The sequence below is a fragment of the Francisella orientalis FNO12 genome (genome assembly GCF_001042525.2).
GTDB lineage: Bacteria > Pseudomonadota > Gammaproteobacteria > Francisellales > Francisellaceae > Francisella > Francisella orientalis.
Window position 1 is genome coordinate 1,254,861 of the sequence record NZ_CP011921.2, and the last position, 11,818, is coordinate 1,266,678.

The window sequence follows — 11,818 nt, forward strand, 5'->3', positions numbered from 1 at the left end:
TTTTAAATAGCAATTTCTACAACCAGCCAAACCATCTATCAAACCAAGTAGGATTTTCCGTACCATCTGGACGTAAGTTATTTACAAACTTATTTTTAGGATAGTTCTTCTTAAGCACTATTATATTATCTTTAGCCTGATCATACAAACCTAACTTATTATATGCTCTAATTGTCAATACTAAAGCATCTTGAGTTGCTGTACTCTGAGGATAATTTCTTATAATTTGAGAAGCCCTATCCAAAGCTGCATTATATGCTCCTCGCTTATAATAAAATTTTGCAATATCATAATAATGTTCTGCAATAATATTGTTTATATATATCATTCTACGTTTTGCATCAGGAACAAAACTGTCATTAGGATCAAGCTTTATAGCCTTTTCAAAGTTAACATAAGCCTCTTGGTAACCAGTGGGATCATGATAATTCATGTCATAAGGGGCATACGTTTGTAACATTCCCCTACCATCCTCAAACCCAACGACACCAATCATATAATACACATACCCTTTATATGAACTATATGGATACATTTTAATAAATTGTTGACCTAGTGCTAAAGCCATAGTTGACTCATCATCCATATAGTAAACATAGATCAAATCTACCATACCTTTCTCAGCTAATGGAGTAAATGGATACTGTGCTACTAATGACTTATAAGATCTAATAGCATCAAAATACTTTTCATTTTGCATTTGTTCATGGGCTTTTGCATAAATAAAACTTGCTGTATAACTAGTATAAACCTGAGGAAGTTCACTATCTTTCTTAGGTCCACAAGACGCTAGCATCATTACCACAAGCGCAGTAATTATTAAATATAAAAACCTTTTCATTTAATTTAACTATCCTTAGAATTTTCTTATATAATTCTATATAAAAATTACTTTTTAGTAAAAAATACTTATATTAAGCATACAACATGGCAAATGATACACTATCTAATAAATTTCATCAAAAAATTATGATGCATCCTGATCATGCAGGAAAGAGAATTGACAGCTCGATCAATGAATTATTTGAGCAGTTCTCTCGCTCTCAAATACAGAAATGGATAAAAGACGGTTTAATTACAATCAATGGAAAGACTACTAAACCAAAACATATTCTGTTAGGAGATGAAGAGATTGAAATTAATATAGAGCTTCTACCTACAAATGAATGGTTAGCTGAAAATATTGATCTAAATGTTATTTTTGAAGATGATGATATTATAGTAATTGATAAACCAATTGATATGGTTGTTCATCCCGGTGCTGGTAACATGACAGGTACTATATCAAATGCCTTACTTCACAAATATCCTAATCAAGACAAATTACCAAGAGCAGGTATTGTTCACCGTCTAGATAAAGATACATCCGGTTTGATGGTTGCGGCTAAGAGTAGCATTGCTTACTATAATTTAGTTCAGCAACTTTCTGAAAGGAAAGTATCTCGTAAATATCTTGCAATTGTAGAAGGTGAAATTTATGAAGAAGGCACCATTAATCAGCCGATAGGAAGAGACCTTAATAATCGTACAAAAATGGCCATTAATTATAAAGGGAAAGAAGCCATTACACATTATAAGCCTATAGAGGTATATGATGGTTTCACGCTAATTGAATGTCAGCTAGAAACAGGAAGGACTCACCAAATAAGAGTTCATATGAAGAGTATCAAACACCCTTTGGTTGGCGATCAAACTTATAATAAGTCATCAACTAAATTAGATAAAATTGGAATAGAAAATATAAACAGACAGGCTTTACATGCATATAAGCTATCTTTTATACACCCTACCTCTCAAAAGATTGTTAGATTTAAAAGCAAACTACCTGAAGATATGTTAAATTTAAAACTAAAGTTGCAACAAACTATCGAAAGCTACGACGATTATGAAGAAGATTATTACGATTATGAATAAAGTTGATAAGAAGTTAAGCTTCAAGTATTTTGTTGGTGTATTTATTGTACTCATATCTGCGGCAATATTATCACCTATCGGTAACTCTAAACATGAGAAAATGAACTATTTTTTGGAATCCCGAGCTCCTTTTATAGTCAAAAAACCTAATTTCTCTGAAATTAAAGACTTTAAAGAAAGAAAAAAAATATTCATAGCGTATATGCTTTCAGCTGTCCAAAAAGCCAATAATGAAATATGCCTACAAAGAGAGCAAATACATAATTTGCAAAAAGATTTATCTAAGAACGATACACTTAGTAACCGACAGCTTAACAAGCTAAATCTATACTTAAAGTATTATAAAATTGATTCTATACATAATCCTGCTGATGAATTAGACTACCTCGATATTAAAGCTGAGAGAATTCCAACGAGCTTTGTATTGGCTCAAGCAGCTCTTGAAAGTGGCTGGGGAACATCCAGATTCTCCAAAGATTATAACAATTACTTTGGACTACACTGTTTTTATGAAGGTTGTGGTGTAAAGGCTAAATCAGCAAATGTCTATCTTGAAACATTCAATAGTGCTGCGGAAAGCGTTCTTGGCTATTACCATAGGCTAAATACAGGCTCAAAATTCAAAGATTTTAGAATAATTAGGGATAAAATAAATAATAATCAACTCCCTGAACAAGATCTGCTGAATACTCTGGAAAATTACTCTGCTCTCGATAGTGATGAATATAAAAACAGACTTATTTCAGTTATTGAGTATAACAATTTAACTCAATATGACTCTATTAAATATTGTAAATAATATGCTTCTAGTTGGTATTACTATTATTTTTTAGTATATTTGAATAATAAGATAGCGCCATATAGAAAATAAATGGAAATAATAATAAAACAAGATACTATTTATTTTGAAGGTATATTAACTCTAAAACAAATAGACTCTAAGCTTATTGATAAAAAAATAAGTCGGAACAAAGATAAAATAAAACAAATTGATTTGACTAAGATTGTATCATTAGACACTGCTGGCGCATATATAGTTATCAAAACAGTAAATGATCTGAACCTATCAAAAGAAGATATTATTTTTGCTAATGAGAAAGATAAAAATCTTGTAGATATTGTATTCAAAAATTTTCCAACTACGGCCGAGGAAGAGTTATCAAATAAATCAAACGTTGTTTTTAATAGTATCTATACTCTTGGTAAAAACACAAATAACTTATTATCAGAAGTTAAAACAAGTATAAGCTTTCTTGGCGCTATCTTTTTATGTTACATAACGTTAATTCGTAGACCTTATAAAGCTTTTTTCTCAATTGTTCTAAATATTTGCTACGACTCTATAATCAGAGCATTGAGTATAGTAATACTATTGTCATTAATTATAGGCTTAGTATTGACATACCTTCCTCTTAATTTACTAATGCAGTATGGAACTCAAATATTTGTAGTTGATATGCTTGGAATTTCATCATTTAGAGAATTTGCTCCGTTATTCACTGCCATAATCATTGCTGGTAGAAGTGGTTCTGCATTTACATCTGAAATAGGAATAATGAAGGTCAATGAAGAAATTGATGCTCTACAGACAATAGGTGAAGATCCCATGCAGCGTCTTGTTTTGCCAAGAATAACGGCATTGGTCATTAGCTTACCTGTACTTACAGTTATAGCAATGATTGCAAATATTACTGGTGGTATCATTATTGCGGACCTAATCGCAGGAATCACGCCTCTACAGTTTATAGGAAGACTATTTTCCAATGTAAATGTAAATCACTTCTATATAGGTCTTCTAAAGACACCTTTTTTTGCATTAGTAATTGCTGGAATAGGTTGTCATCAAGGACTATCTGTTAAAAGAGACTCCCAAAGTGTTGGTAAAGCAACTACTACAAGTGTTGTTTACTCAATATTTTTGATAATACTGGTTGATGCTATCTTCGCAGTAGGTCTAAATGGATCTTAGGAGAAAAAGATGCGTGAAAGCCTAATTCAAGTAAGAGATTTAAGTACAAAATTTGGTAAAGAGTGGATTCATAAAGATCTGAACTTAGACATACCTTTTGAAAAAATCAGCTGTATTATCGGCGCTAGTGGTTGTGGTAAAACGACTTTGATGCGAGAAATTTTAATGTTACAACCAATATATTCTGGTAAAATTTTCTTATTAGGTCAAGAAATCTCAAAACTAGCAGATAATCCGATCAAACGTAAAGAGATATCTAGCACAATGAGTATGATGTTTCAACATTGTGCTCTTTTTTCATCTTTAACAAACTTACAAAATGTAATATTCTCACTAAAGCAACACACAAACCTTCCTTTAGATGTTTTGACGGATATAGCTATTATCAAACTAAAGATAGTTGGATTAAAAGAAGAAGCATTTAACAAATATCCTTCAGAAATAAGTGGTGGTATGCTCAAAAGAGTTGCTCTAGCCAGAACTATTGTTTTAGATCCTAAAGTTGTATTTCTAGATGAACCGAATGCAGGATTAGACCCTTACTCTGCTAGAGCTATGGATGATCTTATTTTATATCTAAAAGAAGAGCTTAAAATGTCAGTAGTTATGATTACTCATGATTTAAGCACTATTTGGCATATTGTTGATGATATTATATACATGGATGAAAAGAAAATAATGCTACATGATACTGTCGAATTTGTATCACAACAAACTCAGTATGAAAGTATTAGAAAGTTTTTTGACTCACATAATGATAGTAAGTATTAGGCGCTTATAAATGAATGAAAATAGTATAAAAAACCTAATTGCAGGACTATTCGTAATTTTTATGGTATTTGTAATGGTATTTATAGGTTTCTTCCTATCAGGAGGATTTAAAAACCAAGACACCACAACATTCGTTACGAATTTCAAGAGCATTTCTGGTCTAAATGTAGGCTCTGATGTCTCATATAAAGGTTTTAATATTGGTAAAGTATCCGATATTTCAATAAATAAGGAAAATCCCAAACTTGTTAGTGTTTATATGAAAATAAACAGTCAAATTCCAATATATAAACAGACAGTAGCAACTTTACAAAGCGTAGGTATTACAGGTCAATCTAAAGTTGAGCTCTCTTTAGATATTTCAGAAAAAAATACTAGCTTAGACTTAATAGATTTAAAAAAAGGCAAAATACCAGAAATAAAATCAAAACCTTCACAACTTGAAACTATTTTGAATAAAGTAAATGGGATTGCAGGCTCTCTCGAAGAAATTTCTAGTAAATTTAATAAAATGATGTCTCAAGAAAACATTCAAAGATTTAATGAGTTTGCTGATAGCTTAAATATTCTATTGTATAATTTAAGTAATTCATCAATATACTTTAACAGAACTCTTATGAATTTTAATGACACTATGTTAGAGGGTCAGGAAACATTTAGTCGACTTAACAGAGTGATAAGCATACTTGATTATGATCCATCAACAATTGTTAGAGGCGTGACTCATAACGACGAGGACTAGAATAATGAAAAAATATATAATTTTATTTACTATAATACTTATACCTTTTCAATTATTAGCTTTTTCTATATTTGGAGATCCTCTAGAGGTACCTACAAAAAAGCCGTATGTAATATACAATCAACAGATAGAAGCTAATAAGCTTCCTGATACTAAAGATGCGGATATTAGTACAACCTTACTTATATACAATATTCAAACTCAAGCTTCTAAATCTACACAAATGTTTTATGTTAAAGGTAATAGACTATATACTTTTAAAAATAGTGAGTGGGCTTTACCTGTATCAAAGATGCTGACTGTAGCAGTATTTGAATACATTCTTGATAATAATATTGTTAATAATCTTGCGTTCCAAGATATTAATATTAGACAAGAGTTTACATTATCCGGAACCACTACTTACGGACCTATATTAGACTTAGATAACAAACAATTCTTTTTCTATATTACTTTTTACTTAAAGAATGAAAGAACAGGATATACAAAAATAAAAACCATAAAGTATCACCATAAATTTGATAATGATAATGTAACTTCTGATGAGTATGCTAAAATGACAAATGATGCTTTAGTGCATATATTTTCTCAATTAAAACCATGGTTATTAGAAAATCTCCAAAAGGAAAAACATAAAAATAAACAAATAGAGCAAAGAGAAAAAACTATACCCACAAATAGTATTCAATCATTATTGGCAGTTAAGCAATAAAACTGGCAACCAATCCTATTATACCTCCAAATACACCTCCCCACACAACAAGCCAATCAAGGTGCTCACGAATTATTTTTTGAATAATCTCTTTAACCATCTGTGGTGTCAGCTCATCTAATCTTGCATCTATAAGTCTTTCTATTTTTTCTAATGCTTTTTGGGAAACACTATTAGTATCTATGTTTAAATTACCCAAAAGCTCAATAACTTTTGCATCAAGCTTACTAATAAAAGGTTTACGCAATCCTTCTAACCCATTTTTACCACCTAAAAACATTTCAATCATTGAGCCATATTTACTATCCATTAATATCTCAACAAAACTATCAAAGATTTTGTTATAATCTATTTTTGTAGCTATATTATTTGCGATATACCTTTTTATCTCATCATTACTAAGAAATTTGTTAAGGTTAGCTTGAGAGAAAAATTGTTCCATAATCATTTTTTTTATCGCTTTCTTAAAGCTTTCAAACTTGTTAGGAATTATTCCAGAGCCATAGAGAAAAGGAATTTTTTCAAAAAGCATATATATCGCTATCCAATTAGTTAAAGCCCCTGATAGCGCGTAAAACCCAATATTCTTAACGTGTTCCTCAGCAAAATACCATCCTAATATCGCCAATACTGCGGCAACAAGATTAGTCAAAAAACTTTTATTAAAAATACTCATAAATATACCCTACTTTTTAAATGATTCTGAATTTATAATAAGAAACAATATTTTATCAAATTTTAATTTTATGAGAACTATTCGAGGTTTTTTTGCAGATATTTCGATACAAACAACGAAACTATCTATTACTGGTGAATATTATAACTACTTTAAAAATGTGCTTAGACTTAAAAAATCTGATTTCATAGAGTTATTCAATAATGATGATGGCCTACAATATAAGACACAAATTATCGACATAAACAATAAAAATATATTGTTGGACGTAATAGAAAAAAAAGAAATACATAATGAAAATAGTTATATTGTAAATATCTATCAAGCTATTATCAAAAATGAAAATTTTGAACTTATCATACAAAAAGCCACAGAGCTTGGAGTAAATAATATTTATCCTACCATAACCGAGTACACAAACCACAAATTTGATAAAAAAGGATTTGATAAAAAATTAGAACGCTGGAATAAAATAGCTATCTCTGCCGCAGAACAATGCGAAAGAGTATTTATACCTAAAATTCATAATCCCGTTGAAACTAATACTGTACAGCTATTAGATAGTGATATGAATATAACTCTTTGCCCATATTCTAATACTCCTAATAATTTTGAAAATCTTATCAAAACTCACAATAATTTTAATATTTTCATAGGTCCAGAAGGTGGTTTTAGCAAAAAAGAAAAGGAACTATTTAAAATTAACGGTTTCAATACTATTAATTTAGGTAAAAGAATACTCAAAGCAGAGACTGCTCCTATAAATATTCTTTCAATAATTAACTTTATTAAATAGTAAATTTACTCAACATATAATTATTGCAAAACGCCTATTGTAATGCTTTAATTAAGTATCTTAATACTGTTAATTTTCAGGAAGAATATTCATGGACAAAAATTATCGCACCCTATCTCGTCCTTTTTGGATAGTTTGGGCCATTGAATTCTGGGAAAGATTTGGATTTTATGGCTTCCAGGCAATTATTGCTTTGTATTTCACACAGCAATTACATCTTAGCGAACTAGAAACCATTTATCTAATGGGCTCTTTCTTTGCTTTTACCTATGGATTTATATGGGTAGGCGGAATTATTGGCGACAAAGTCCTCGGAACCAAGCGCACAATATTAATTGGCGCAATAATTCTTTGTCTATCATACCTAAGTTTTATCTTTGCTAATGAAAAATCAATATATTACATATTTGCAGGTATCATAGTCGGTAATTCACTATTCAAAGCAAATCCTTCTTCCTTAATATCTAAAATGTTTGATAAAGGAGATGGTCGTCTAAATAGCGCAATGACTCTTTACTACCTTGCTATTAATATGGGAGGGTTATTATGTATGGCTTTAACTCCTGTAATATCTCAAACTTATGGATATGTTGAAGCCTTTGTGATTTGTGGTATCGGTTTATTTATCGGTATAGTTGGTTTTATAATGTTTTACCGACAGCTAGAAAACTTAGGTTCAGAAGCAAGTAAAAAGCCCTTAAATATTGCAAATTTGGCATACGTAATAGTTGCGAGTATTATCTTAATATTACTGATAGCAAATATACTTCCGAATACCGGACTATGTATTTCAATTACTGCTATTGTAGTTATATTAGCTACAATCTATTTCTTAGAAATAGCTCTAAAACTTAAGCCATATGAAAGAAATAGAATGTTAGTCGCTTTAGTACTAATTATTGAAGCAATCTTCTTCTATGCATTGTATTTCCAGATGCCAACAACTCTAACATTTTTTGCCCTACATAATGTTGATTTATCTATATTTGGATGGCATGTCCCTGCTGCGCAATACCAACTTCTAAATCCTCTATGGTTAATGATACTATCTCCTGTGCTTGCGATTTTGTATAAAAAAAGTAAGATGACACATGCGACTAAGTTTAGTATAGGTATTGCCCTTATGTTTGTCTCATATGCTATTCTTTATTGCACAAAATATTTTGCTACAGATGGAATTATTTCAGGATACTGGTTAATTCTAACTTATGCTAGCTCATCTTTAGGAGAATTATTAATATCTGGATTAGGATTAGCAATGGTTGCTGAACTATGTCCGGCTGCCATATCAGGCTTTGTGATGGGATTCTGGTTCCTTGCGACAATGGTTGCTTCTTACCTAGCATCATATATAGGATCATTTATAGCACTTCCTCTATTTGACAATACTATAACTAGTCAACAAAGTTTAGATACTTACACATCTGTATTTGGATATGTTGCAATATCCATACTAATAGTTACTATCATAATGATTATTATGACACCTATTCTTAATAGATACATAAAAAGAATAGAAGTTACTGATGATCATAGAGCAGATGCTCCTAGCGTGGTAATTAAAGTTACGTAGCCATAAATACTGAAACCTATTACTCCTTAATGAATTTAATATCCTAAAATTATTTTAATACGTTGTATTTTTGCTAGAATAACTACTAATGATGAAAAATCTTATTTACTATGAGTACATTTTCTAATAAAACTTGGATATCAAACTATCCAGAATATGCTCCAGCAGATATTCAAGAAAATCAATATACAATTTTAGATCTATACGAAAATACAATTATACAATTTCCATATAGAGATGCTGTTTCATGTCATGATGTAAATTTAACATTCTGTGAACTTGATGACTTAGCTACTAGTGTCGCGAGTTTCTTACAGAATGATCTGAATATTCAAAAAGGTGATAGAATAGCTATTGTGCTGCCTAACTGCTTACAATTTACTGTCTGCTTATTTGCCTGTATTAAGATTAGCGCTATTTTTGTCAATACCAATCCTTTATATACGGCTGATGAACTTGAATCAATCTTTAACAACTGTGATATTAAAGCAGCAATTGTATTGGATATGTTCGCTCATCATATACAAAAAGCTAAAGTAAATATTAACTCATTAGAAAATGTTATTGTTACAAATATTGCTGATTTATATCCATTCCCCAAAAAGCAGATTATCGGCTTTGTATCAAAAAACTTAATAAAAGATAAACCTAAATACAATAAAAATATTTTTATACCTTTTAGTAAAGCTATTAAAGCTGATAAAAAACTATATAAAAAACCTGAAATAGATAGAGAAGATATATTATGTTTACAATATTCAAGTGGTACTACTGGCAAACCCAAAGGAGCTATATTAACGCATAATAATCTTGCCTCAAATATTCAGCAGATATGGGCATGGGTAAAGCATGATATGGATATGTCTAATCAGGTCATAATAACAGCTCTACCTCTTTATCACATATTCTCTTTGAGTGCGAACTTATTATGTTTTTTCTTTGCTGGAGCAAAAAATGTTTTGATTCCTAATGCTAGAGATATTAAAGATCTAATAAAAACTATGTCAAAAAATGAGTTTACTATATTCAATGGTCTTAATACTTTTTATATGATCATGTTAGAGCATCCTGATTTTGAAAAGATAAATAAAACTAGATATCAATACTCTTTAAGTGGTGGTATGCCTATTTCTCGTAAAATATATTTACACTGGCTAGATAGAACAGGTGTCGAACTTAAAGAAGGATATGGTATGACGGAAATGTCACCAGCTATTACTTTAAACAAGTTTAATGAGTCAGAAGATGATTACTTCGGCACTTGTGGCTACCCTATTCCAGGTACAGGCCTTAGTATTAGAGATATTGAAACACAACAAGAAATTAATGAGTGTTATAAAGAGGGAGAAATTTGGCTTAAAGGCCCTCAAAAATGTCGTGGTTTCTGGAATGATAAACAAAATAATGAACTATACTTTACTGATAATGGTTGGTTAAAAACTGGTGATATAGGATACATCGATAAAAAAGGACGCCTAACTATATCTGATAGACTCAAGAATATGATTATTGTGTCAGGATTTAATGTTTACCCTCGTGAAGTTGAAATATGTATACTTAAACTAGACTATGTGAAAGAAGTAGCGGTTACAGGAGTTGAGTCTAAAACTTCTGGGGAGAGAGCTATTGCTTTTATATCCTTAGAAAAAGGTTCCAAAGCAACTGAAGATGATATTATAAAGCACTGTAAGGAAAAGTTAGCTGGCTATAAAGTTCCTAAATCTTGTATTTTTGTCGAAACTTTACCTAAAAATAATACAGGTAAAATAGATATTAAAAAGTTAAAAAAAGATTTTTTATAAAATTCTCATTAATTCTTGCTGAAAAAATATTGTTTTGGTGTTTTACCAAAAGCTTTGCGAAACATCACTATAAAATTACTTGGAGATGCGTACCCAAGCGAATCAGAGACTTCAGTAACAGATATATCTTTTGCTAGCATATCAAGCCCACGTGCTAACTGAGCCTGCTGACGCCAATGAGAAAAACTAAGACCAGTTTCAGACAAAAAGATTCTTCTTAATGTTCTAGCCGACATCGCTCCAAATGAGGCCCATTGCTCTAGACTTGTTGTTATTGATAGATTATCAATAATTGCATTAGCTACTTTTAAAGCACTATCAGTTTTTGGCATAGGTAAATGAAGAGCTTCTTCTGGAGCTGAGCTAATTTCATTACATATAATTTTCGCAATATTCTCTTGATCTGATGTTAGCATTTGTTGTTTATCCCATTCTGTTGCTCTAAGAGCAAGAGCTCTAAGCACCTCACTCATCGGAATTACTCTCGAACTTTTAGGCATTTCATCACATAAGCATGGCAATATAAAAATAACCCAACCAGTTACTAATCCACTTATGCGAATTTTATGAGATGTATTTGGAGGGATCTATCCTACTCTATTAGACGGAAGTACCCATGATCCATCAGGAGTACTTACATGTACACCGGACTCAATACAAAATATTTTACCTAGTGAGTGGTCGTGCCAGTCAGTTTCTTGATTACTTATTTTGTTTTCACTATCAGAAGTATTTCCACCTTTTATAGCTATTATTGAGGGCCCATCAAGCCACTGGCCATAATTTGATATTTCAACATCAATAACATTTCGGCCGTTTTTCACTATTTATTGTCCATATAATGCTATAATACATTGGTAGAA

The 11,818-nt window shown here is 30.8% G+C and carries 11 protein-coding genes and 1 pseudogene; 9 read left to right on the forward strand and 3 right to left on the reverse strand.

Annotated elements, in window-relative coordinates; all coding sequences use genetic code 11:
* Positions 1-16: 16 nt before the first annotated feature.
* Positions 17-841 carry an outer membrane protein assembly factor BamD gene (locus FNO12_RS06505; protein ID WP_030005687.1) on the reverse strand — a complete coding sequence of 275 codons (825 nt, stop codon included), beginning with the start codon at positions 839-841 and terminating at the stop codon, positions 17-19.
* A gap of 86 nt (positions 842-927) precedes the next feature.
* Here FNO12_RS06505 and FNO12_RS06510 point away from each other — a divergent pair, with 86 nt between their 5' ends.
* The 6 genes from FNO12_RS06510 to FNO12_RS06535 all read left to right on the forward strand — a co-directional run bounded on the left by FNO12_RS06510 (position 928) and on the right by FNO12_RS06535 (position 6,108).
* Positions 928-1,914 (forward strand): RluA family pseudouridine synthase, encoded by a 987-nt coding sequence (locus FNO12_RS06510; protein WP_014714568.1) that lies wholly within the window; start codon positions 928-930, stop codon positions 1,912-1,914.
* The gene (locus tag FNO12_RS06515; RefSeq protein ID WP_030005688.1) at positions 1,886-2,713 is read left to right on the forward strand and encodes a glucosaminidase domain-containing protein; all 828 of its coding nucleotides are present in this window, start codon (positions 1,886-1,888) and stop codon (positions 2,711-2,713) included. The genes FNO12_RS06510 and FNO12_RS06515 overlap by 29 nt, the downstream gene beginning before the upstream one ends.
* A 72-nt stretch (positions 2,714-2,785) precedes the next feature.
* On the forward strand, positions 2,786-3,883 hold the full coding sequence (locus FNO12_RS06520; protein WP_014714566.1) for an MlaE family ABC transporter permease: 1,098 nt from the start codon (positions 2,786-2,788) through the stop codon (positions 3,881-3,883).
* A gap of 9 nt (positions 3,884-3,892) precedes the next feature.
* Complete coding sequence (locus FNO12_RS06525; RefSeq protein ID WP_014714565.1) at positions 3,893-4,654, forward strand: ABC transporter ATP-binding protein; 762 nt, start codon at positions 3,893-3,895, stop codon at positions 4,652-4,654.
* A 10-nt stretch (positions 4,655-4,664) separates the two neighbouring features.
* Positions 4,665-5,396 carry an MlaD family protein gene (locus FNO12_RS06530; RefSeq protein ID WP_014714564.1) on the forward strand — a complete coding sequence of 244 codons (732 nt, stop codon included), beginning with the start codon at positions 4,665-4,667 and terminating at the stop codon, positions 5,394-5,396.
* Positions 5,397-5,400: 4 nt separating this feature from the next.
* On the forward strand, positions 5,401-6,108 hold the full coding sequence (locus FNO12_RS06535; protein WP_014714563.1) for a hypothetical protein: 708 nt from the start codon (positions 5,401-5,403) through the stop codon (positions 6,106-6,108).
* Here the strand turns inward: FNO12_RS06535 and FNO12_RS06540 are convergent.
* Complete coding sequence (locus tag FNO12_RS06540; protein ID WP_014714562.1) at positions 6,098-6,784, reverse strand: DUF445 domain-containing protein; 687 nt, start codon at positions 6,782-6,784, stop codon at positions 6,098-6,100. The two genes, FNO12_RS06535 and FNO12_RS06540, sit on opposite strands and share 11 nt — an antisense overlap.
* Before the next feature lie 70 nt (positions 6,785-6,854).
* Here FNO12_RS06540 and FNO12_RS06545 point away from each other — a divergent pair, with 70 nt between their 5' ends.
* The 3 genes from FNO12_RS06545 to FNO12_RS06555 all read left to right on the forward strand — a co-directional run bounded on the left by FNO12_RS06545 (position 6,855) and on the right by FNO12_RS06555 (position 10,955).
* Positions 6,855-7,580 carry a 16S rRNA (uracil(1498)-N(3))-methyltransferase gene (locus FNO12_RS06545; protein ID WP_014714561.1) on the forward strand — a complete coding sequence of 242 codons (726 nt, stop codon included), beginning with the start codon at positions 6,855-6,857 and terminating at the stop codon, positions 7,578-7,580.
* A 91-nt stretch (positions 7,581-7,671) separates the two neighbouring features.
* Complete coding sequence (locus FNO12_RS06550) at positions 7,672-9,153, forward strand: oligopeptide:H+ symporter (RefSeq protein WP_014714560.1); 1,482 nt, start codon at positions 7,672-7,674, stop codon at positions 9,151-9,153.
* 110 nt (positions 9,154-9,263) lie between these two features.
* Entirely contained in the window at positions 9,264-10,955 is a 1,692-nt protein-coding gene (locus FNO12_RS06555) for a long-chain-fatty-acid--CoA ligase (protein ID WP_014714559.1), read from the forward strand.
* A gap of 8 nt (positions 10,956-10,963) precedes the next feature.
* On the opposite strand, the pseudogene FNO12_RS06560 reads toward FNO12_RS06555, so the two are convergent.
* Positions 10,964-11,779 (reverse strand): annotated as a pseudogene (locus FNO12_RS06560) (AraC family transcriptional regulator).
* Positions 11,780-11,818: the final 39 nt, after the last annotated feature.

Bases quoted from the DNA above. Each gene is read 5' to 3' on its own strand.
- FNO12_RS06505 (WP_030005687.1), bottom strand. From the start codon at position 841: ATGAAAAGGTTTTTATATTTAATAATTACTGCGCTTGTGGTAATGATG.
- FNO12_RS06510 (WP_014714568.1), top strand. From the start codon at position 928: ATGGCAAATGATACACTATCTAATAAATTTCATCAAAAAATTATGATG.
- FNO12_RS06515 (WP_030005688.1), top strand. From the start codon at position 1,886: ATGAAGAAGATTATTACGATTATGAATAAAGTTGATAAGAAGTTAAGC.
- FNO12_RS06520 (WP_014714566.1), top strand. From the start codon at position 2,786: ATGGAAATAATAATAAAACAAGATACTATTTATTTTGAAGGTATATTA.
- FNO12_RS06525 (WP_014714565.1), top strand. From the start codon at position 3,893: ATGCGTGAAAGCCTAATTCAAGTAAGAGATTTAAGTACAAAATTTGGT.
- FNO12_RS06530 (WP_014714564.1), top strand. From the start codon at position 4,665: ATGAATGAAAATAGTATAAAAAACCTAATTGCAGGACTATTCGTAATT.
- FNO12_RS06535 (WP_014714563.1), top strand. From the start codon at position 5,401: ATGAAAAAATATATAATTTTATTTACTATAATACTTATACCTTTTCAA.
- FNO12_RS06540 (WP_014714562.1), bottom strand. From the start codon at position 6,784: ATGAGTATTTTTAATAAAAGTTTTTTGACTAATCTTGTTGCCGCAGTA.
- FNO12_RS06545 (WP_014714561.1), top strand. From the start codon at position 6,855: ATGAGAACTATTCGAGGTTTTTTTGCAGATATTTCGATACAAACAACG.
- FNO12_RS06550 (WP_014714560.1), top strand. From the start codon at position 7,672: ATGGACAAAAATTATCGCACCCTATCTCGTCCTTTTTGGATAGTTTGG.
- FNO12_RS06555 (WP_014714559.1), top strand. From the start codon at position 9,264: ATGAGTACATTTTCTAATAAAACTTGGATATCAAACTATCCAGAATAT.